The organism is Paenibacillus sp. A14 (assembly GCF_036864815.1).
Lineage (GTDB): Bacteria > Bacillota > Bacilli > Paenibacillales > Paenibacillaceae > Fontibacillus > Fontibacillus sanfengchensis.
The window spans coordinates 17,386-40,845 of the sequence record NZ_JBAGJD010000002.1 but is presented as its reverse complement, the minus strand read 5'-3'; the positions used below and the strand labels follow the sequence as shown (position 1 = coordinate 40,845).

The following is a 23,460-nucleotide window of genomic DNA, read 5'->3' as shown; positions in this document are numbered from 1 at the left end:
AAGCGTAACCAAAATAATGAAGGTTCAATCGAAATTCATTTATTTTCAGGAGGGTGAAAGTGATGTTTGAAGGATTCCTCGAAATGCAGTCGGTGGTTACCAAGGTTCATAATCGGCTGGAAATCGGCGGTGACCAAGAGTACCGGAAGATCGAGTACGGCACCGAACGCCATCTTCATACACCGGACCCGGACGCCTGGAAACGGTACGAAGAAACCCCGCAGTCGCTCGCATCGCGCTTTAAATTCTGGATGCATTGATCGTGGATGAATTGAAGGCTTCTCGAGGCATGCTTGCCTGGGAGGCCTTTCTTGTTGATTATCAGTCTTAGATATCCTTTGCTCTAACAAGTCAGGAGATACTTTGTCATACTGCATATCTGCCTGTCTTTTTTTTAGTTCGATTATGTTATAATGGCACCATCTTACGTATTTGGAAAGGAAGACTGACCTTCATGAAAATTCGCAAAGCGATCATCCCCGCGGCTGGACTGGGAACCCGCTTCCTGCCCGCGACCAAAGCGATGCCGAAGGAAATGCTGCCGATCGTGGATAAGCCGACGATTCAGTATATCGTGGAGGAAGCCGTAGCTTCGGGAATTGAGGATATTATCATCGTCACCGGGAAAGGCAAGCGGGCGATTGAGGATCATTTCGACAATTCGTTTGAACTCGAGCAAAACCTGTCCGAAAAGGGCAAATGGGACCTGCTGAATGAGGTTCGCAAGTCTTCGGAGATGGCCGATATTCATTATATCCGTCAGAAGGAGCCGAGGGGTCTGGGCCATGCAATATGGTGCGCCCGCAAGTTTATCGGCAATGAACCGTTTGCGGTGCTGCTCGGCGATGATATTGTGGAATCGAGAGTGCCTTGCTTGAAGCAGATGATCGATGTTTACAATTTTCAAAAAGCCTCGGTCGTGGGTGTTCAACCGGTACCTTGGGAGGAAGTGTCCAGATACGGGATTGTTGACGGAACGGAGATCGGGGATCGCGTTTATCAGGCGAAACAGTTGGTGGAGAAACCGCCGGCCGACCAAGCTCCGTCCAATTTGGCCATTATGGGAAGATACATTTTAACTCCGACGATTTTTGACATTCTGGAAGGACAGGATGAGGGGGTAGGCGGGGAAATTCAACTAACCGACGCGATTTCACGCCTGAAGGAGACCGAGCGCATTGTTGCCTATCACTTCGATGGAGTGCGTCATGACGTTGGGGAGAAGCTCGGATTTATCAAGACGACGATTCATTACGCACTGCAAAATCAAGAACTGCGGGAAGATTTGCTGGCTTACATGGCGGATCTGCTGACAGATAAAAAAATCGGCCTCTCTTAACGGAGAAGCCGATTTTTTCTTTTAAAAATTCAACATTACCAAGTTGTCGATCGTTTCTTTTTCGCTCGGATCAAGTTGGATGAGCTGATCGTAAAGTGCTTGATCGTTGCCGCCGGATTTCTGCAGCGCGGCCAAATACCAGCTGGCGATTTCCTTGTTCGTCGAATCGTTCAGATCAGGACCGAGTCCCTGCTTCAAGATGGCTGCGGCCTCGGCCGGTTGATTCATCATATACTGCATTTTCCCGGCATTGAGGGCCATGGTCGGTGTCACTGCGAACGCACCGCCCTGCATTTGCCCCTTTGGAAGGGTCTTCAAATGCTCTACGCCGTCCACGACGTGTTGATAAGCCGCCAGACCGCTTCTGAAGTATTTGTCCTTTTGGTCCGCCGCCGCTTTGCCCAAGGCCTGGTGCCCGAGCTCAAAGGATTGCGCAATCAGCTTTTCGTACCAATCCTGGTCATATACATAACGGTGAGCGTTGTCCTTCAATACTTCATAGGCCTTATCATATTCCCCTTTTGACTCATAGAGGGTGATCAACTGGTTATACATGCTCTTGTTGAAAGAGTCCTTTTTCAAAGCGTCTGTCAACAGCTTGAGATCTTGTTCATAGAAAGCCTCGTCTTTGGTTTGTTCATAGCCGGCACGCAGGACAACGTTGTAATTGAGCACCGCGTCCGGTTGGTCAGCGCGTTTCTTCAGAGCCTCTACGAATGGAGCTTGAATGGCCTGGAAGTCGGAGCTGGTTCTGATTAAAGTGATACCTTTCTCGGCAGCGCCGCTAGCCTGGATGTAAATGGCAGAGACAAAAATCAGAATCAGCGAGCCGACCACCATCACGGCACTATAGAGCGCGCGGATTCCCGAAGGTTTGATGGTCAACCGCTTGACCGGTTTACTGTCCATCGCCGCGGCCATACCGCCGAGGCCCAGAAAGACGAGCATGCTGATATAGATATAGCTCATATTAAAGTCCATTAAGCTGTGAATTAATAAGGAGAGAACGACAATAAAGTAAACGAAATAATCGTTTCGCTTCGTCTCGTCGGCACGTATATAACCTCGAATATACTTGTAGAAAATATAGGCGAGGAACGCGACCAGAACTATAAATCCGAGAATGCCGGTTTCCACGAGATACTGCATAATAAAGCTGTGCGCCTGCCGGCTGGAGTACGGGTTGTTTTGATATTTTTCGAAAATATTAGCCCATGCTCCGCCACCGGCTCCGACTACCGGATAATCTTTGATGACCTTCACAGCGTCTTTGTAAAACGTGAGACGTTCCAGCAAACTATGCTGCTGCATATTGATATTTTCGAGGCGCTGCCCAATATTCCCAGGCAGTACATTTTTAAGGTTTGTTCCGAGCAAAAGCACGGCTAGTACTACGACAGCCACCACGGAGATGAGCGGAAGCCAGAGACTCGCCAGTTTTTTTGCTGACCAGCGCTCTGTTACCTGCTCAAGCTTGGGAGCGACGAAGCGTTGGATAAGCCAGGCGATGACGGCCACCAAAGCCGAGACGACGAGGATATACCCCCAGCCCTTGGCAGGATCTCCGATCTGCCCGAGGTGGAACTGCTGCCCCAGGTCCGTGACCGGTTTGGCGATGGCAATCGTCGCAACACCGGCGATCAGACAGTACATGATCCACAAAATCTGCTTAGCCGGCTTCAGGAACAGCAGCAGGATAACGAAAACGACCGGCAGGAACACCAAACCGCCCCGCGATAGCGTCAGTAGGATCGAAAGCACGATCGGTACGAGCATAAAGGCGTGAATCGCCTGGCTGTACCATTTTTTCGAACGTGTAATCGCAAAAACCGCCACGAAGAAGAACGCCATCAAGAAGGCGGCATACGTATTCGGATACTGGAACACCGAGGCCAAACGAGGACCGTTGGAGTCCACCCAGACGGCTTGTTTATATTGGCCATTAATGACCCACTTCGTAAACCAGCCTACCATGGCCGATACGGTTCTCCCTTGGCCCAGCCAATTCAACAAGCCGAACATTACGATGAGGTAAGCCACTGTAACGATGGAAGTCTCTATTATAGAATTAGCTTGTCTATTTTGCAGTAGATAAAGACCAATAATGAAGACCATCGCATAAAGGCACTGAATCAGCACCATATTCATGGCAAAATAATGACTGGCCGCCGAAATCAGCGCCAGACAATAGGTGATCGGAATGAGCAGGACCCAAACCGCCAACCAGTCCCGCTGCTCATTCAGTTTTATCTGCTTGAAGTAGGCTGCGACCCATGCCAGCATGAGCAAGCTGCCGATGAATACGGACCAAAACATCGGTTTTTCAAAGTTAAGCGCAAGTCCGTTGAAGACCCCGGCTTGGAACGGCGCCCAAACCAGAAATGCAATCAGTCCAATCAACAACACCCACAACGCCGCAGGCAAATTTTCCCCATTTCTCGACGTCGCGGTTTTTTTCCCGTATACTGGATTCGACACGTTTTTTTCTCCTTTGCTAATAGATACGTTAGTATTTTAGCATAGGAAGTGGAATGGAGCTAGATTTCCACTCATAGGGGTTGCTTTTATCTTATTTCAGTTAGGGTGAGTTTTTTGAAGGGAATTATTTTGGCTGGTGGATCTGGTACGAGGTTATATCCTCTAACCAAAGCAGTATCTAAACAAATATTGCCGATTTATGATAAACCGATGATTTATTATCCACTCTCAGTGCTTATGTTAGCTGGTATTAGGGAAATTCTTATTATCTCAACTCCTCGTGACTTGCCTATATTTAAGGAGTTACTTGGTGATGGTAGTCAACTCGGCATGAGTTTTTCATATCAAGTTCAAAGTGAACCAAAAGGTTTAGCCGAGGCATTTATACTTGGTGAGGGATTTATCGGATCCCGAAATGTTTCTTTAGTGTTAGGAGATAACATTTTTTACGGTCAAAGGTTTAGTGAAATACTTAAAAAGGGCTCTTGTATCAAAAACGGTGCATTAATCTTCGGTTATTACGTAAAAAATCCTGTGGATTATGGTGTAGTTGAGTTTGATGAGCGAAATAATGTGATATCAATTGAAGAAAAACCCAAAAAGCCTAAATCTAATTACGCTATCCCAGGGCTTTATTTCTATGACAATAAGGTGGTGGAAATAGCGAAGTCTGTAACTCCGTCTCCAAGAGGTGAGCTCGAAATCACTTCTATAAATCAAGAGTATCTTAAAATGAATAACTTAAAAGTGGAACTTTTTGGTCGAGGTATGGCATGGCTTGATACCGGGACCCATCAGGGGCTACTGGAAGCAAGTAACTATGTTGAGGCAGTACAGAAAAGGCAGGGGTTATACATTGCTTGCATCGAGGAAATTGCTTACAGAATGGGATATATAACGTTAACAGAGTTGGAAAGATTGGCAGCCCCGTTGCTTAAAACCGATTACGGGGTTTATTTAACTGAAATTGTTAACGGTCAATTGTGAGTTGAAAATATTAAGAAATAATTGTGGGGTTGTTCGATGATTAATAAAGTATTTACTCTATATGGAAAATATGGTTTTTTGCTCTCTCAGTTAGTTGAACGGGATTTTAAAACAAAGTATCGAAGATCGGTTTTGGGTATTTTGTGGAGCCTGTTAAATCCATTGTTGATAATGGTTGTGCAATATATGGTTTTTTCTACTGTATTCCGATTCGATATACCCAACTATGCAGTTTATTTGTTGAGCGGGATTGTTATGTTTAACTATATGTCTGATGCAACAACACAATCGATGACCTGTATTATTCAGAATGCATCACTTATTAATAAGGTTTATATTCCCAAATATATCTACCCCTTTTCTCGTGTCGTTTCTTCTGGCGTTAATTTCTTGTTTTCTTTAGTAGCCCTTTATGTCGTAATTATAGCTAGCGGAATGACTATTACGTGGACTCACTTCGCGATCTTGTACGGAATTTTATGCCTATTCATATTTATTTGCGGAGTATCTTTTTTGCTTGCGTCAGTAATGGTGTTTTTCAGAGATACTCAGTTTTTATATAGTATTGTGCTAACGATTTGGACCTATTTAACACCAATATTTTATCCTGAAAGCATACTTCCATCTTCAATGACGACCGTGCTGAAATTAAATCCCATGTATCACTTTATAAGATTCATTAGATTTATAATTTTAGAAGGTGGTATACCGGTTGCGAAAGCATGGATAAATTGTGGGATTATTGCTGTATGCTCTTTGGTTATCGGAATAATAGTGTTTAAACGGACACAAAATAAATTTATTCTTAATTTGTGAGGAGATCAATTTGATTTCAGTAGATAATGTTTCCATGAAGTTCCGGATGGCAAATGATCGTATTATGAGTCTTAAAGAATATGTTATTAAAAAGGTATCGGGTAAAATTGAATACAAAGAATTCGTCGCATTAAACAACGTTTCGTTTTCTATTAAAAAAGGGGAAGTTGTAGGAATTATTGGCAATAATGGTGCAGGGAAAAGCACATTACTTAAAATTATTTCGGGAATATTGGCCCCTACTGAGGGAAACGTAAAAGTCATGGGTAACATTGCACCAATGTTAGAACTTGGGGCTGGATTTGATATTGATCTAACCGCTAAAGAGAATGTTTTTCTTAATGGAGCTGTACTCGGGTATTCAAAAAAATATTTAACAGAAAAATATAATGAGATAGTTGAATTTTCAGAATTGCATGAGTTTATGAATGTCCCTGTCCGTAATTTTTCTTCTGGTATGACGATGAGATTGGCATTTTCGATTGCAACACTCGTTGATCCAGATATTTTAATTGTAGATGAGATACTATCAGTCGGTGACGCTAGCTTTCAGAAGAAGAGCGCGCGGAGAATGCGCGAGTTAATGAGCGGAGGCACAACGGTTATAATGGTTTCTCATAGCATAGAACAAATAAGACAAATGTGCTCTCGAGTTATATGGCTTGACCATGGTGAGGTCAAAATGATTGGTAACGCCAATGAAGTTTGCAAAGCATATCAAAGCTATACAAGGGAACTTGTGGCTTCCCAATCAGGGGTTACAAGTGATTTTAATAATTACAAATCTAAACTATATTCACCAACGTGCATAACTAAAATCGACGAACGTTATTTTATTGTAGATTGCTGGCACCATCGTGTAATTCACAATGATAATTTATTAGATGAAATCGAGTATTGGGACACTCTACCTGTAGATTTAAATAATCCTCATTCCATTGCATCAGATGGTTCGGTGACTTTAATTGAAGATACTGGGAATGACGCGGTAAAAGTTTTAAAGATACTAGGATCCGGAGATGTTGTGGAAACACAGACAATTTCCGGGATTGGTCGACAACCTAATAAAATTGTTTATGACTGCAACACAAATCGATTTTATGGAATATCTGCGTCATCGCAGCAAATATTCGTATTAAGGAATGTTGATAATGTTGTTGAAGTTGAAAAAGTAGTTAAGCTGGATTTTCTGAAATCATCGTATGTTAGATCCATAAGCTTAATAGATGACAGTCTTTATATAGTTTCAGGACCTGGTAAGATAACTGTGGTCAACCATAAGGATTTATCATTTAATTTGGTTAATGAATACACCGTTCCTTTTGATTTTCAAGGAATGAACGAAATTATAAAAATGGGTTCATTTTTTTATATTAGTATTTACCAAAATGGTGCTGGCGATATTACGCCAGGATTAATCAGAGTCAAAGACCTACACAATATAGAAGAATCCTATGAGGATATTATGGGATTATTGGACGTAAGAGGAATACCTTATGGCTTGACTAGCCTAGATGATCGAATTTTTTTGACAGAAATTGACTCGTATTCAACAATTAAATCCTTTAGGGTAATAGAGGGTGAAATTACTGATATCCAGGTGCATTTTGATGTAGGCCGCCCTGATATGTATTCGTTAAATAGACGAGATCTTAAGTAAGGTTTTAAATTATGAGTTGGGGGGATTAAAATGGCAAAGTTAAATCTTGATTACTATATATCGAGTAATGACAACCTCTACTCTGATGGAGATATCGAACAAGAGCTATTTGAGATTTCTCAATCAATAAATGAATACGATTGGTTTCAGGATGGGAGATGGCCAGTGGTTTATCATTTTTCTCATCTCCGGCAAAATATATTAAACTGGTTTCCATTTAAGCAAAATTGCAGCATTCTAGAAATTGGAGCGGGCTGCGGGGCAATAACAGGGTTGTTTTGTGAAAAGGCAAAGAAAGTAGTTGCAGTTGAGTTAACAAAACGGCGAGCAGAGATAAATTATCAACGTCACAAACATTATGAAAATTTAGAAATTGTAGTGGGTGATATTCAAAGTATTCCTTCAGATTGGAAGTTTGATTACGTTATTGTGAATGGTGTATTGGAATATGCTGCTTATATGTTTGATAGTGCGAATCCATATAAAAAATTTTTGGAGATATCTAGTTCTCACTTGAATGAAAAGGGGAGAATACTGCTCTCTATTGAGAACAGAATAGGACTTAAATATTTTTCAGGTGCCAAGGAAGATCATACTGGTGAGTATTTTTCTGGAATTAACGGGTACATGTATGGCGAGAAGGTAAAGACTTTTTCTAAGGTAGAACTTGGTGAATTAGTTAAACAAACAAATCTTCATGTTTTGAAATACTATTACCCTTATCCTGATTACAAGTTCCCTGCAGAAATTTTTACAGATAAAACAGTGAATAAGATGGTACCTTCGGTTCCCAATTATCCTATGGATATGTCCAGAGTTACATTGTTTGAAGAACAAAAAGTCTATCAGTCCTTTATGAAGCAAAATATTGTTGATAATTTCGCCAATTCTTTTCTTGTTGAGATAGCTTTAACACCAAATGAAGAAGCAGCAAATATTTCTTATGCAAAATTAAGCGCGAATAGGAAAGAACAATTTCGCATTTGCACAATTTTTGATGATGCTATGAATTGTGTATATAAGAATGCTTTGAACTCTGAGGCATTAAAGCACTTGAGCAATATGGAACGGTACAGTGGGTTTGTATATTCCTATGATGAAACTATGAAGAATATTACTTGTAATAAAGAATCCATGGGCCTTTCATATCCCTTTCTTTCAGAGATAAGTTTAGAAGAATGTTTGATTGAATCTTATGGGGCTGATCGAGACCTTTTCTTTAAAGAAGTTTCTCGTTTTAGAGATATTTTGTTCGAAAATGTTCCTAAAGAACATCAACCACATTCTTCGGAATTTAAAGAGATTTTTGGAGAATTACGTTGTCAACAGGAACTTCATTGGGCTTCAAATCAAAACCTTGACATGATATCTGGCAATGTGTTTGTAGACGGAGATAGTTATAAGGTAATTGACTACGAGTGGCACATTGGCTGCAAATTACCGCTAGAGTTTATAATCTGGAGAATGCTTAGACAATTTATGACGGATCATTCTCTGGATTCGTCCCTGACACCATCTATAATAAATGACTTAATTCATATCAATAAGCAAACTGAGGAGTGTTTTATTAGCTGGGAAACTTATTTTGCAAGTCAGTATGTCGGAATAAAAGAGCTTTATAGACTTTCAAAGGATGTTATTCCGCTAAATATCGAGAGAGCTGTAACTCATTACTTGAAGGAAAGCAGATTGAAAACCACTTTGTTTTTTGACGTTGGTGAGGGTTATACCGATTCTAATATTGAAAGTAAATACGCAGTTCCTGTTTCTGGTTCTTTCAGAGTGTCTTTTCAAGAGGATGCATTACAGAAAGCAAAATTGTTAAGATGGGATCCTCTAGAAGGAAATGCTAGTTGGATAAAAATAAAAAGTATTGAGACAGATGGAATCGTCTCAGATATTAAGCCAATTAATGCTGAAGAGAACACAGAGGAAAAGGGGGCTAAGTTCTTTACCTTCGATCCACAGTTTGAAATTTTTGGAGATTTTACAAATGCAACGTTTTTAACGATTGATTTTTTCTGTAGTATTATCGACTGGACAGAGGGGTATCAAGAACGAGAAAAAGAAGTTTATCATTTTAGAGATCAATTAAATGAGCAATTTATGGTTAATCGTCAATTAACATTAGAAATGAGTCAATTAAGAGAACTTGTTACTGATTTACAAAGCAGGATTATTACAATTCAGCAGAACCATGAGGAAACGGAAAATCAATTAGCTTCAACAGCAAATGAACTTATATCAACTAAAGCTAATCTTGATGAGGCTATTTCTGCTCAAAAAAATGCTGAAATAGAACTAGGGGATACTAGAGCCACTTTAAATAGTACCCAAGATAAACTGGAATTTGTTGAACACACCCTAGAAAATACACAAAGACACCTTGGTCATTTAACTAATTTTGCGAGAGATCATAAGTTTAAAGCTGTTAAGAATATTCTGTTTCATGGTGAGATAACTAGGGGGACGCTTGATGAGTAAAGTAAGTATTATCATGCCTTGCTACAATGATGGTGCCTATATTGAAGAGGCCATTGCTTCTGTAAAAGCACAGACATATAAGGATATAGAATTAATTGTTGTTGACGACGGCTCTAATGATGATCACACTCTGAAGGTGTTAAATGACAAAGTAACTGATTCGGATATTAAACTTATACGTACCACTCGCCTTAGGCCGGCAGGGGCAAGAAATGCCGGAATTGCGGAAGCCACGGGAAAATACATATTACCCTTGGATTCAGATGATACTATTGAGCCGGATTATGTGGAGAAAGCGGTTAACATATTAAATACAAATAATCATGTTGGTGTAGTTTATTGTTACGCGGATTTATTCGGGGAAAGGAGTGGTAGATGGGACCTCCCGAATTATTCACTAGAAAAAATGCTTCTAGATAACATTGTTTTTGTTACCGCAATGTTCTATAAAGAAGACTGGGAGAAGGTTGGCGGATTCAATACTAATATGGAGCATGGAATGGAAGATTACGATTTCTGGCTATCTCTGTTAGAATTAGGCCGGGAAATATATCAAATTCCCGAAGTTTTATTTCATTACAGAATTAAAGCTAGTTCACGTACAACCGAATTCTTAACAAATATCAATGTTGTTAAAAAAACCTATAGTGATATTTTTTCTCAACATCCGGCCCTTTATGAAAAATATAAACATTTATATCCACTAATCATAAGAGATGCTCTAATAGAACAGATATTTTTGAACAGGGCGCTCCAAGATAGTATTACAATTTTAGAGAAGATCAAAAGAATTCCTTTACTAAAATCCATCATAAAAAAATATATTATTAAATAATAGAGGTATATTTATGATCATTTTTACATCTATTTGTGCAAATTATCTACACAAGGCTAGAACTCTTGCAAAATCGGTAAAAGATAATATTCCTGATGCTACTTTTATAATTTGTTTAACAGAAAAAGAATTATTGCCTCAGTATGAATCTCCTTATTTTGATCGAATTGTTTTATCCAAGGATGCTTGGGAGGGTAATTTTGATCGTTTTATCTTTAAACATACTATAGTCGAAGCCTCGACTGCTGTTAAAGGCCAATTTTTTCGATACTTATATACGGAATATCCAAACGAAAATAAAATTATTTATCTGGATCCAGATGTGTATGTTTACTCAGATTTTACAGAATTACGCTCTATTTTAGATACACGTCCGATCATATTATGTCCTCACCTACTTGATCCTGGGAATATTGATATGGAGCTCTCTAGTACAGCTCATGGCGTGTATAATCTTGGCTTTTTAGGAGTTAATCGTAGTGAGGAAGCCCGAAAATTTATTGATTGGTGGGCTGAAAGGCTCTACCTTTTTTGTTATGATGACATTGTTAATGGAATTTTTACTGATCAAAAGTGGATTGATTTGGCTCCTTGTTTCTTTGATGTTGAAATATTTAGGCATAGAGGCTATGATTTTGCTCCTTGGTCACTGCTGGACTGTGGAATGACAGAACAAAATAGGAACTACTTTGTTAAGGGAGATCCCTTGCGATTTATCCATTTTTCTGGTTATGGAGATTCCGCTGAAAAATGTATGAGAGATTGGCTGCCGGAGGGCTCACATCCTTTTCGAAATTTATACGCTGAATATTCAAAAATCCATGATAGTAACGACTCAGATAATATATCCAAAACTCCCTGGTCTTATGGCAGATATGATTCAAATGAAAAGATTGATGATTCGATTAGAATAGCATATCGAAAAGATTACGATGTTATGTTTAGTCTAGAGAATCCTTTTGAAATGAGTAATAAGTTTTTTTATAAAAAGTTAAAAAAATCCAAATTTCTTGGTGAATTAGGTAGTCTTTTTTTGAAAAGTAAAGAAGTTATCCGTACTTATGGATACAGAACTTTCTTTAGAAAGGCTATTAAGTATGTAAGGAGCAAATGATTTAAAGAAGGATAATAATTTTAAGGGGAAATCTCTTGATGTTTAAAGAAGCTTTTAGCCGGAATAAATATTATTGGATAGCAATCACATTAACTGTTTTGTTAGCATATGGTTTTACATTAACAAATTTCTCCATGGGCGTCGATGATGAGAGTTTTGAGAGATATTTTTTTGAAGGCATGCTTTTGGCTCAAGGAAGATGGGGCGCTCATATCACGAAATTTATATTCAATACTTATGAATTTTTACCTTTTTGGCGTGATTTTATAGGAGTTTTGCTTATTACTACAGGGGTAACTCTTTGGGGGTACATTATTCAAAAATTTTCAGGGAATTTTTTTAATAATGCATCTATAATAGTTTTCTCTTGCGTTGCGGTTAGTGCTCCTTATATAGCAGATATTTTTATTTTTATGACGACGACAGTAGAAACTGGGCTAGTGTTGTGTCTAGTTCCAATTTCACTTAATAGTTTTTATGAATATGCCTTTAATAAAAAATCACTTAAATATATTTTTATTTCGATAGTTTCGTTACTGTATGCACTCTCCTTTTCTGAACTTGCAGTGGTTTATTTTTTAATAGGAATTTTTATTTCTTGCTTTGTTACAGCACTGTATACAGAAAATAAAGATTTAAATAAATTTCAGGGTGTTTTCTTGGTGTTATTAAAAGCATTAGGCCTTATTGCTTTTGTTATATTTTTGAATAGTAATGTAGTATTGCTTTTACAACTGTTTTTTTCCGTTGAACCTTCAGGTTATACAGCCAACTATATTAAATATGATTTAAGTAGTTTTAAAAGTCTTTTGGGCTCTCTACTTGAGTTTATTTCGAATTTTGCTCATCCATCTTTTCTAATAAAAAAAATCGGCTCACTTATGGCTTTTAGTGCGAGTATATTTTTATTTATATATAGTGTAGGCGTTTCAATAAAATATAAACGATTCATGTATATGTTCTTAGGTTTGGGATGTATTTTGGCAGCATATTCTATGTATTTTTTAACTGGTAATGTTTACCTCGTAAATCGGATTTTCATAACAAATAGTGTATTTGTTGGATTTGTCGCTGCTTTACTGTACATGTTTTTTTATCATAAACATTATCTGAAAATTAAGTTTCGCGGCGCAACCATTTTGTTAATCATTTTTGTTATACTAATTCAGACGAAGTCAATGAACCAAGTTTTTTACACGGATTATTTACGGTATCAGATAGATATCGCTAAAATGAATTCAATTGTTACAGAGATCGATAAGTATCAGACAGATGATGGTGTTCGGAAAAAATTGGTGTTTATTGGTGCACCTCCAAGCTTCAATTTAAAACTTGGGGATACAGAAGGCTATTCTATGTTCCAATGGGATCGAACTTGGGGGCTTGAAAGTGAATTGAGAAATTCCAGTAGAATCTTTCGCTTTATGAATTTACATGGTTACGATGTCAAAGAATTTGAAAATTTTGATGATAAGGAGATTATTGCGAGAGCAGGGGCTATGAGTTATTACCCTAAAGAGGGATATGTAAAGGATTTTGGAGATTATTTGTTAGTTAAATTAGGACCAACTCCTTATGAGATAAGTGAACTTTCTCGCCAAGAATTTTATAAGAAATTCAATACTAGTGATTTCAACATAGAATATACAATAGATTGGTTTGCTTATCAAAATAATATTCTTAGTATAGGTGGATGGGGAAGTATAGATGGGGTTAGCCCAAAAGATACTATAATTAAAGTTGCTCTAGTAAGTGACAAACGGCAGTATTTATTAACAACAGATTCAAGAAAAGAGGACAATGATGAAGAAATTTTGAATTTAAAATCTGGTTACCGTGTTCTGTCTCTTCCTACGGGTACCCTTGAAAAGGGAAAGTATGATGTTGTTTTAATATTTGATACCCCCAATGGCAGAACATTAAAGAATATTAAGGATACAATTACAGTTGAATAATTATAAATAAAAATGGCTTGCTGAAAAATCAAAAGTCCAAAAGCAACAAGGGTTTAGATGAGTCACGTGCGGCCCCGATGGGAAGGACATACGTTTGCAGAGATCGGTGATATACTTGGCCGCTCCCGTTGGTGGCGGAATGGATTAAGCGAGAGATTGGCGTCACGATCAGTAAGTGCGGAATCAGTGCGATGCGGGGACGAATGAACTTTAGTTTAACCAAAGCAACTATACATTTGCCCAAGCCGATGAGAGGCCCAGGCATTTTTCCGTAAGCACATCTTTGTACAGTTGAAAAAGTAGGTGGAAACTGGAGAAAGATGAAACCGGACAGGTACATCATCGTGAAGAGGAAAAGGCTGATGTGGACGCCTTTATTCGCTTCCTCGAGGATCTTCTGACGGCGTATCCGAACGGAAAAATTCCCAAGATTTTAGATAACAGTCGGATTCATCAGACCACCGGGTTGCAGCCTTTTCTGAAGAAACATCTACGCCTTCACTTAGTCTTCCTGCCGACGTATAGTCTGAATTTTGGATAGTTATGTAATTCGACCAGTTTATGAAGCGAATCAATAAGCATCCGATGGAAACTATTGATCGCTTATTGATAGAATTTTATTCTTAATGCGTTCTCTATAGCTACCCCGATGAAAAGGATGGATCACATTCAGTAAGTGTCCAGCTAGACACTGCTAAATGGAATTACCTAACGGGGTACTTACGACCAGGGAAATGTACACTTATTTAAAAATGGAGTATTACAAGAGCAATTGAATAGCAGTTTATCATTATTGAAAATAGTGAGACGCCGCTATCGATTGGTAATTGGGCGAATCAAGATAGAGCATTTAGTGGTGGTGAGATCAGGGAGGCAGTGATAAGTAATGAAATTTTGTCGCAAGAAGCAATTGCGAATAGATGGAAGATTATAGGTGGGAAATGAACCAATCAATGAAGTTTATTATAGTTGGAGTGTTAAACACTATAGTAGGTTTTATAACCTATGCGGGATTTATTCAATTTGTAAACCGCAATTATTTTGTTGCGCTTGTTTTCTCCCATATTGTCGGAGTTGTCCATAGTTATCTTTGGAATAATAAATGGACTTTCAGTCAAAAAAAACATCAAGCTAAGAGTGCTGTGAAATTTGTGTTGGTTTATATATTTACGTTTTTGGTGAATTTGTTCCTATTATTCATATTAGTTGATACAATGGGTACAAATAAGTTGATTGCTCAAGGAATTGCCTTGGTTATCACAACTTTAATCAGTTTTTTTGCTCATAAGTATTGGAGTTTTCAAAATAAAGCAAGTTCAAGAGGGGTGCGGTAATGCTAAAGCAAGGAGATATTGTCTTTAATAAGGCTAGACAAAGTTATGCATTAATTAGCAACGGACAAGATCAAACGCAGGGATATGAGCTGAGCCAAAAGTTGCAGGAGAATTTTGTAGAAAAATATCATGTCGAGATAATTGATATTAACCTTAACACCCGCTTTTATCTTGATATTCGCATGAAGATAAACATAGATTTAAAAGAAGTAGAGACGGTATCAAAGTTACAGCACAAGAATCTAGAGAGAATTAAAAGACTCGAAATTCTGTCCCAAGTCGAAGAGTATTATGACTTATTCCATTCCGATCGTGGCAAAAATTTCGACTCTGAGAAATCCCCTGTCGTATACGGTGGACGTGTATACGACGAAAAAGAAATGAGAAGCTTGGTAGATTCGTCTTTAGATTTCTGGCTAACTGCCGGAAGATATAATAAACAATTTGAAAAGGAATTCGCCGAATATCTTGGTGTTAGATATGCTCTGCTGACGAACTCCGGATCATCTGCTAACTTGCTGGCTTTCTCCGCATTAACATCGCCGAAGTTGAAAGAAAAACGGATTTTCCCGGGGGATGAAGTAATCACGGTGGCTGCGGGTTTTCCGACAACGGTTGCACCCATTGTCCAAAATGGGGCAATTCCGGTATTTATCGATGTGGAATTGGGCACTTACAATATCCTGGCGGATCAGATCGAGAGTGCCATAACGCCCAAGACGAAAGCCATTATGGTTGCCCATACGATGGGGAACCCCTTTGAATTGGATAAGGTTATGGAAATCGCCGAAAAGTACGGTCTTTGGGTTGTTGAAGATAATTGCGATGCGCTAGGTTCTACTTTCAACGGGAAATTGACAGGGACGCATGGACACATTGGAACCTCCAGCTTTTATCCTCCTCACCATATGACCATGGGGGAAGGCGGCGCTGTCTATACCAATAATGCGCTTCTTAAGACGATTATTGAATCATTCCGGGATTGGGGCAGGGATTGCTGGTGTCCTTCCGGCTGCGATAACACTTGCAATAAACGTTTTGGCTGGGAATTGGGCTCTTTACCTTACGGATATGACCATAAATATACTTACTCGCATATCGGCTACAATCTTCGGGTTACCGATATGCAGGCGGCGGTTGGCGTGGAACAAATAAAAAAAGTTCCGGGTTTTGTGCAAGCCAGAAAATACAATTTCCAGCGACTTTATGAGGGGCTTAAAGACTTGGAACCATTTTTTGTTTTACCTAGAGCGACTAGAAATTCCGATCCAAGCTGGTTTGGTTTCATCTTAACGGTTAAAGATGGAGCACCTTTTACGAAAAATGAAATTGTCGGTTACCTGGAGTCTCAAAGAATTCAGACAAGAATGTTGTTTGCCGGTAACTTGACTCGTCAGCCAGCCTTTCAAGGCGTGAATTATCGGGTACATGGAGAGCTAACGAACACCGACAAAATTTTAAATGACACCTTCTTGGTAGGTGTTTATCCAGGACTAACCGATTCAATGATCGATTATGTAGTGGAGAAGATTAGAGGGTTTGTGCTAGGAAAATAGTCTACAGGAGGGTCCTGCATTGAAAGTTGTTATTCTTGCCGGTGGTTACGGCACCCGTATAAGCGAAGAGTCTCATCTCAGACCAAAGCCAATGATTGAAATCGGTCAGAAGCCGATATTATGGCATATTATGAAGCTGTACTCTCATCACGGCTTCAATGACTTTATTATTTGTCTAGGTTATAAAGGATTCTATATCAAGGAATATTTCGCCCATTATTTTCTTCATGAATCTGATGTGACGTTTGACTTCAGGAACGACAACCAATTAATTACTCATCAGCATACGGCTGAGCCTTGGAGAGTAACTCTGGTCAACACCGGTGTCGATACCATGACTGGCGGTAGGGTGAAAAGGGTGCAGGATTACATTGGTAATGAGCCATTTATGCTGACTTACGGGGATGGAGTATCAGATGTTAACATTACTGAATTAGTTAAGCACCATAAGCTGCATGGCCGACTTGCCACTGTGACTACAGTTCAACCAAGTGGGAGATTTGGGGCTCTAGATATTACTTTAAACGATGAGGTTCGAGGGTTCCAGGAAAAACCAAAAGGGGATGGATCATGGATTAACGCTGGTTTCTTCGTATTAGAACCGACGATCTTCAATTATATTTCCTCTGACGAAACAGTTCTTGAGAAAGAGCCTTTGGAGAACCTGGCAAAAGATAACGAATTAATGGGATTTAAACATGATGGTTTTTGGCAGCCGATGGATACTTTGAGGGATAAAAATTACCTTGAAGAGCTGTGGAAAACCGGGAAAGCTCCGTGGAAGACATGGGGGAAAGAATCGGTGGATGCGCTATGATCGATGTGGATTTTTGGAAAAACAAAAAGGTATTTCTAACTGGACACACTGGTTTTAAAGGTTCATGGCTTTCTCTATGGCTAACGTCAATGGGCGCGTATGTCATCGGTTATTCTTTAGAACCAAACACAAAGCCTAGTCTTTTTGAGTTGCTGAATATAGACAGACTAATTGCAAAACATGTGATCGGGGATATTAGAGACGGAGTTTCGCTCCAATTAGCATTGCAGGAGGCGGAACCCGATATAGTCATCCATATGGCTGCCCAACCTCTGGTTAGGGAATCCTACAAAAATCCCGTTGATACTTATGCTACCAATGTGATGGGGACAGTCAACCTTTTTGAGTCCGTTAGAACCTGTACCAGTGTTTCTGTTGTCGTGAATGTAACCACGGATAAATGCTACGACAATAAGGAATGGGTTTGGGGATATAGAGAAGATGAGCCGCTTGGCGGCTATGATCCTTATTCAAGCAGCAAGGCTTGTTCGGAACTGGTGACCAGTGCTTACCGCAATTCGTTTTTCAATCATGGGGATAGATTTGTAGCCGTAGCCTCGGCCCGAGCAGGAAATGTCATTGGAGGAGGGGATTGGGCGGAAGATCGTCTGGTTCCTGATTGTATACGTTCTATTTTGTCGGGAGAGTCGATCGTCATTAGAAATCCGAATTCCATCAGGCCGTGGCAGCATGTCCTTGAACCGTTAAGCGGCTATCTACTGCTGGCTCAAAATTTATATCATCACGGAAGAGAGTATTCAAGTGCTTGGAACTTTGGTCCACGTGATGAAGATGCGAAATCCGTTGAGTGGATCGTGAAGAAAATTTGCGAGAAGTGGGGCGAAGGAGCATCTTACCAAGTCGATACGAGCCCTCAGCCGCACGAAGCCAATTATTTAAAGTTAGATTGCTCGAAAGCAATAACTTATTTAAGGTGGCAACCAAGATGGAGTCTGGAACAAGCGATTGATAAAATTATTGATTTTACTTCGGCCTATGAGAGAAATGCTGCCGATATCAAAAAAATATGCCTTAAACAGATCAATGACTACCAGAACTCATAGAAGGAGGCAACATTGAATGAAGCTTTCGGACTACGTGATCGAGTTTATTCAAAAAAAAGGCGTCTCTCATGTCTTCGAGTTCATAGGTGGAGCGATCGTTCATCTGCTGGATTCGGTTTCCTTGAGAGATGATATTGAATGCGTTTCGGTAAGACACGAGCAAGCTGGCGCATTTGCCGCGGAAGCATATGCTAGAATGAATGGGGAATTAGGGGTCGCTATGGCAACAAGCGGTCCCGGTGCCTTAAACTTATTGACTGGGATCGGAAGCTGTTATTTTGATTCGGTTCCATGTCTATTTATTACAGGTCAAGTTAACACCTATGAATACAAATTTGATAGGCCTATTAGACAAATTGGCTTTCAGGAGACGGATATAGTAAGCGTTGCAAAGTCTTTAACCAAATACGCCGAACTTGTGACCGATCCCGAAAAAATTAGATTTTATCTGGAAAAGGCGGTATACTTGGCCCAAAATGGAAGGCCAGGTCCTGTTTTATTGGATATTCCCATGAATATTCAAAGAGCGAATATTAATCCAGATGAGCTGGAAAGCTTTTTTGATAGTCAGGAATATCTTAATCAGATGAACGAAGAGCCGGTAGTTTTCGAGCAACTTGAGTATATCATTTCTTTAATCAAAGATGCTAAGAGGCCGCTGGTTCTTGTCGGTGGCGGAATTCGTCTGAGCAATGCCTGTGAACAACTGGAGCAATTCCTGGATAAGACAGGCTTGCCGCTGGCAAGTTCATTAATGGGCCTTGATGTGATTCCTCACGACAATCCGCAATACGTCGGGTTGATCGGATCGTATGGAAATCGATACAGCAACCTGGTTCTAGCAAATTCCGATTTATTGATCATCCTGGGATCCCGTTTAGATAGCAGACAGACCGGAACCAGGCCTGATACGTTTGCGCGTGCCGCTAAGAAAATCCATGTTGATATAGATTCCTTGGAACTTAATAGTAAGGTCCAGGTCGATGTTTCAATCCAGGCCGATTTGCGAAGCTTTTTAACCAGTCTTAACGATGCATTGGACAGCTATGAGAGAGCGGATATCAGTGAATGGTATGGAAAAATTAATGTTTTAAAAGAAAGATATCCAACATATTCTTTTGACCCGATCGCTAATGAGATTGAGCCTAATCGGTTTATGCAATTGCTTTCTTCGAAATGCAAGGATTTTGGATCCATTTGTTTGGATGTAGGTCAACATCAAATGTGGGCGTCGCAATCTTATAAAATCTCCAAAGGACAGCGGTTGTTAAATTCCGGAGGCATGGGTGCGATGGGGTTTGCCTTACCTGCGGCCATCGGAGCTGCTTTGGCGGATAAACGGGAAGTATTGGTTATTGCTGGAGACGGCGGAATTCAATTGAACATTCAGGAGCTGGATACAATTACGCGATTGAATCTTCCCGTGAAGATTGTCGTCCTTAACAATAGCTCTTTAGGGATGGTAAGACAGTTCCAAGATTTATATATGGATGGAAGGCAACAATCGACAGTGAACAAAAATCCGTCGTTTATTGACATTGCAAGGGCCTACGGCATTCCTTCCTATCGGGTCGATTCTAAAGAGGATCTGACTGTGATCGATGACTTTCTTTCTATACAAGGCCCCTCGTTCTTGGAAGTCATACTAAAGAAGAATACGGAGGTCCATCCTAAACTAGTAGTGAATAGACCGATTGAGGATATGTTTCCTTATTTGGAACGTGACGAACTTAAAAAGCTAATGCAGATCGATTTAGTCGAGGAAATGGAGATTCCAAAGTAGGAGAGCTGTAAGCAATGATGAATGATTTGCCTAAAAAAGTAGCCGTTTTAGGAGCTTCAGGGCATATTGGAAAGAATGTTACGGAGTTTCTTAGAGAAGACCCTGAGTATCAATTGTATTTATTCGTTAGATCTCGGGGAAAAATGGTCGATTATTTGCGAAATAATGGGTCTTTCCCGAGAAGCAACCTTAAAGTATTGCCGTTTGAGGACTTCAGGAACGGGTTATATGATGTGGTCATTAATTGCGTAGGTATCGGTAATCCGAACGAACTAACTTTAGAGCCATACCGTATCTTTCAGGTGACGGAGGAATTTGATAATCTAGTTCTCGACTATATTCGAAAGCATCCCAAAACGCTGTATATTAATTTCAGTAGCGGAGCTATTTACGGTACTGACTTTGCAGAAGCAGCCTCACAAACAAAATGTGCTTCCATCGATGTTAATCAATTGGGAATCAAAGATTATTATGGAATTTCCAAACTGCATATGGAAGCCAAACACCGTAGTTTGCCGGATCATTATATTGTCGATATCAGAATTTTTGGCTTCTTTAGCAGATACATCGATATGGGATCCCGTTTTTTTCTGACCGATGTCGTTAATAGCTTGAATGATAATAAAGCATTGATGACCAACTCGCAAGACATGGTTCGTGATTATGTGCACCCATCTGATTTGAAAGAATTGATGGAACTTTGCATTCATAAGCATTCAATCAATGCAGCGTATGATGCCTACTCGTTAGAACCTGTTACTAAGTTCGAGCTTTTGGACTACTTTATTTCAGAACATAATCTGCATGTCCAATATCGACATGATGAACCCAGCCAATCGCAATCGGTTACTGGGGCAAAAAACAATTACTACTCGATTAACAAAAGTGCGGCAGAGATAGGATATACACCAAATTACAGTTCAATGCAATGTATTGCTGATGTTGTTAACCTATTGAAAACGGGGAAATCAAATGCATAAGATAAGTATTGTAACTCCTTGCTATAATGAAGAAGAAAACGTGGAGGAGTTATACAAACAGGTAAAAAAAGTTTTTAGCCAAATCGATGATTGTTTTTATGAGCATGTATTTATTGACAATGCCTCCAAAGACAACACTGTTTCTATCTTGAAAAAAATGGCCAAAAATGACAACAATGTTAAGGTTATCCTTAATTCGCGCAACTTTGGACATATCCGCTCTCCTTACCATGCACTGCTGCAGGCTGAAGGGGATGCGGTTATTTTGCTGGTTGCAGACCTACAAGATCCTCCTGGCTTGATCAAAGATTTTATTGAAAAATGGAAAGAGGGCTATAAGGTTGTCCTAGGCGTTAAGAATGAAAGTCAAGAAAGTCCGGCTATGTTCGCGATTCGAAAAATGTACTACAATTTTATCAACAGAGTTTCTGAAATTGAATTGACGAAAAACAACACCGGATTTGGCCTGTACGATAAAAAAATTATTGAAATACTTAGGGAAATTGACGATCCTTACCCTTATTTTAGAGGGCTGATTTCCGACATCGGCTTTGAGAGCTACAAAATTAATTATGTGCAGCCAGCTAGAAAAAGAGGCATAACAAAAAATAATTTCTATACCTTGTATGACATGGCGATGTTAGGGATTACGAATCACTCCAAAATTCCTTTGCGGCTAGCTGCCATGCTTGGATTTGTGATGTCTGCGTTAAGTCTGGTCGTAGCTTTAGGGTACTTAATAGCAAAGTTGTTTTTTTGGAATTCCTTTACCATGGGAATGGCGCCTTTGATTATCGGACTTTTTTTGTTTTCGTCAGTTCAGCTTTTTTTTATTGGTATATTGGGAGAATATATTGGTTCCATTCATACTCAAGTCCTTAAACGTCCTTTAGTAGTTGAGAAAGAGCGAATAAATTTTGTGAATCACGAAGATGATATCAAACGTTCCTAAAGGGCGTGCCCAAAAAAAGCCATAATCCTGTTCGGCGGTACCGGCTCACGCCTTTATCCTTTAACTAAAGTAACTGACAAGCATCTCCTCGGAAAATACCCTATGGTTTTTCATGTCGTTCATAAGCTGAAGTAAGCAAGGGCTTACCGCTGTTCTCGTAGTCACCGACAATAGCACATGGGCGATGTCGTGAGCCTACTTGGCATCGACATGGGGGGCTTCACTTACAAGGTTCAGGACGAAGCAGGGGGGATTGCGCAGGCGGCTGGGCCTGGGCGAGTAGTTTTTAGGAAGCGAGCAAGTGCTTATGTGTTTTCTGATGATATTACTTCATACCTTGTTAATTTCAGAAATCAACAAACTGGTGTAAAATTTTTATTCATAAGTACATGATCCGCCTCGTTTTGACGTCCCCGAATTTCGAGCGAACCGAATTGTTTCTACCGAGGAAAAACCAAAGCAGTCTAAATCAGACTATGCTGTAACCGGGATGTACATGTACGATCATCATGTTTTCGAGAATTATTCAGACTCTAAAACCGTCCGCCGGGGCGAACTGGAAATCACTGATGTCAATAATGCATATATTTAACGTGGAGAGCTTTCTTTTGATGTCTTGCGAGGCTGGTGGACGGATGCGGGGAACCCACGCGTCGCTGGTGCGTTTAGTGAATTCGCCAAGGATCTAGTGTTTTGGAAGAGTTTGGGAATCTTAAGCTTTAAATAGATAGGGAGGATGCACTGAGATGAAACTCACCTCAATTAAGTTGGAAGGCGCGGCATTGCTTGAACCGGTGGTACATGGGGATCACCGGGGTTTTTTTATGGAAAGTTATAATGAAGCTGTAATGCATGGTTTAGGAGTAAATTATAAATTTATTCAAGACAATCACTCCCTTTCGGCGGAGCCAGGGGTGCTAAGAGGGCTGCATTATCAATTAAATCCCAAAGCGCAAACCAAACTGGTTCGGGTTTTGTCAGGGGCGATTTATGATGTGATTCTGGATATCCGGCGCAGTTCGCCAACGTTTGGACAATGGGTTGGAGTGATCCTGAGTGAATACAACAAACGGCAATTGTTGGTACCAAAAGGATTTGCGCACGGCTTCTGTACCCTTGTTCCGAACACCCAAGTTTTATATAAAGTGGATGAATATTATTCCCCTGAGCATGATCGCGGCATATTATGGAATGATCCGGCGTTGCAGATTGACTGGCCTGTGAGTGAACCGCAGCTGTCGGACAAGGACCGACGTCATCCGTTATTTGCAGATGCCGAGATGAACTTCAATTAGGAGGATTTAAG

General features: G+C 39.9%; 19 protein-coding genes and 2 pseudogenes. 20 read left to right on the top strand and 1 reads right to left on the bottom strand.

The window, feature by feature from the left end:
• Positions 1-62 precede the first annotated feature (62 nt).
• Complete coding sequence (locus tag V4U88_RS04680) at positions 63-260, top strand: hypothetical protein (RefSeq protein ID WP_334072108.1); 198 nt, start codon at positions 63-65, stop codon at positions 258-260.
• Positions 261-454: 194 nt separating this feature from the next.
• Positions 455-1,339 carry a UTP--glucose-1-phosphate uridylyltransferase GalU gene (galU, locus tag V4U88_RS04675; protein WP_334072107.1) on the top strand — a complete coding sequence of 295 codons (885 nt, stop codon included), beginning with the start codon at positions 455-457 and terminating at the stop codon, positions 1,337-1,339.
• A 21-nt stretch (positions 1,340-1,360) separates the two neighbouring features.
• Here the strand turns inward: galU and V4U88_RS04670 are convergent, their stop codons facing one another.
• Positions 1,361-3,817, bottom strand: a complete 2,457-nt coding sequence (locus V4U88_RS04670; RefSeq protein ID WP_334072106.1) for an O-antigen ligase family protein — start codon at positions 3,815-3,817, stop codon at positions 1,361-1,363.
• Positions 3,818-3,931: 114 nt separating this feature from the next.
• Here V4U88_RS04670 and rfbA point away from each other — a divergent pair, with 114 nt between their 5' ends.
• From rfbA to rfbC, 18 genes and pseudogenes are all read left to right on the top strand, one after another.
• Positions 3,932-4,804: a glucose-1-phosphate thymidylyltransferase RfbA gene (rfbA, locus tag V4U88_RS04665; protein ID WP_334072105.1), complete on the top strand. Its 873-nt coding sequence runs from the start codon at positions 3,932-3,934 to the stop codon at positions 4,802-4,804.
• 36 nt (positions 4,805-4,840) lie between these two features.
• Complete coding sequence (locus V4U88_RS04660) at positions 4,841-5,620, top strand: ABC transporter permease (protein ID WP_334072104.1); 780 nt, start codon at positions 4,841-4,843, stop codon at positions 5,618-5,620.
• A 10-nt stretch (positions 5,621-5,630) separates the two neighbouring features.
• Complete coding sequence (locus V4U88_RS04655; RefSeq protein ID WP_334072103.1) at positions 5,631-7,280, top strand: ABC transporter ATP-binding protein; 1,650 nt, start codon at positions 5,631-5,633, stop codon at positions 7,278-7,280.
• 30 nt (positions 7,281-7,310) lie between these two features.
• Entirely contained in the window at positions 7,311-9,764 is a 2,454-nt protein-coding gene (locus tag V4U88_RS04650; protein WP_334072102.1) for a methyltransferase domain-containing protein, read from the top strand.
• Positions 9,757-10,599, top strand: a complete 843-nt coding sequence (locus V4U88_RS04645; protein WP_334072101.1) for a glycosyltransferase — start codon at positions 9,757-9,759, stop codon at positions 10,597-10,599. Before V4U88_RS04650 ends, V4U88_RS04645 begins: the two co-directional genes overlap by 8 nt.
• A gap of 13 nt (positions 10,600-10,612) precedes the next feature.
• Positions 10,613-11,713 carry a glycosyltransferase gene (locus V4U88_RS04640; RefSeq protein WP_334072100.1) on the top strand — a complete coding sequence of 367 codons (1,101 nt, stop codon included), beginning with the start codon at positions 10,613-10,615 and terminating at the stop codon, positions 11,711-11,713.
• 38 nt (positions 11,714-11,751) lie between these two features.
• Positions 11,752-13,668 (top strand): glucosyltransferase domain-containing protein, encoded by a 1,917-nt coding sequence (locus tag V4U88_RS04635; RefSeq protein WP_334072099.1) that lies wholly within the window; start codon positions 11,752-11,754, stop codon positions 13,666-13,668.
• Between the two features lie 125 nt (positions 13,669-13,793).
• Positions 13,794-13,943: pseudogene (locus V4U88_RS26935) on the top strand (hypothetical protein); the annotation flags it as partial.
• Positions 13,944-13,978: 35 nt separating this feature from the next.
• Positions 13,979-14,209 (top strand): transposase, encoded by a 231-nt coding sequence (locus V4U88_RS26930; protein WP_416367209.1) that lies wholly within the window; start codon positions 13,979-13,981, stop codon positions 14,207-14,209.
• A 400-nt stretch (positions 14,210-14,609) separates the two neighbouring features.
• Positions 14,610-15,002 carry a GtrA family protein gene (locus tag V4U88_RS04630; protein ID WP_334072098.1) on the top strand — a complete coding sequence of 131 codons (393 nt, stop codon included), beginning with the start codon at positions 14,610-14,612 and terminating at the stop codon, positions 15,000-15,002.
• Complete coding sequence (rfbH, locus tag V4U88_RS04625) at positions 15,002-16,558, top strand: lipopolysaccharide biosynthesis protein RfbH (RefSeq protein ID WP_334072097.1); 1,557 nt, start codon at positions 15,002-15,004, stop codon at positions 16,556-16,558. The genes V4U88_RS04630 and rfbH overlap by 1 nt, the downstream gene beginning before the upstream one ends.
• Positions 16,559-16,577: 19 nt before the next feature.
• The gene (gene rfbF / locus V4U88_RS04620; RefSeq protein WP_334072096.1) at positions 16,578-17,375 is read left to right on the top strand and encodes a glucose-1-phosphate cytidylyltransferase; all 798 of its coding nucleotides are present in this window, start codon (positions 16,578-16,580) and stop codon (positions 17,373-17,375) included.
• The gene (gene rfbG, locus V4U88_RS04615) at positions 17,372-18,439 is read left to right on the top strand and encodes a CDP-glucose 4,6-dehydratase (protein ID WP_334072095.1); all 1,068 of its coding nucleotides are present in this window, start codon (positions 17,372-17,374) and stop codon (positions 18,437-18,439) included. Before rfbF ends, rfbG begins: the two co-directional genes overlap by 4 nt.
• Positions 18,440-18,455: 16 nt before the next feature.
• Complete coding sequence (locus V4U88_RS04610; RefSeq protein WP_334072094.1) at positions 18,456-20,222, top strand: thiamine pyrophosphate-binding protein; 1,767 nt, start codon at positions 18,456-18,458, stop codon at positions 20,220-20,222.
• Positions 20,223-20,236: 14 nt separating this feature from the next.
• Positions 20,237-21,202 (top strand): NAD-dependent epimerase/dehydratase family protein, encoded by a 966-nt coding sequence (locus tag V4U88_RS04605; protein ID WP_334072093.1) that lies wholly within the window; start codon positions 20,237-20,239, stop codon positions 21,200-21,202.
• Entirely contained in the window at positions 21,195-22,154 is a 960-nt protein-coding gene (locus tag V4U88_RS04600) for a glycosyltransferase (RefSeq protein WP_334072092.1), read from the top strand. The genes V4U88_RS04605 and V4U88_RS04600 overlap by 8 nt, the downstream gene beginning before the upstream one ends.
• A 21-nt stretch (positions 22,155-22,175) precedes the next feature.
• Positions 22,176-22,877, top strand: a pseudogene (locus V4U88_RS04595) (sugar phosphate nucleotidyltransferase).
• Between the two features lie 23 nt (positions 22,878-22,900).
• Positions 22,901-23,449: a dTDP-4-dehydrorhamnose 3,5-epimerase gene (gene rfbC / locus V4U88_RS04590; RefSeq protein ID WP_334072091.1), complete on the top strand. Its 549-nt coding sequence runs from the start codon at positions 22,901-22,903 to the stop codon at positions 23,447-23,449.
• The last annotated feature ends 11 nt before the right edge of the window (positions 23,450-23,460 follow it).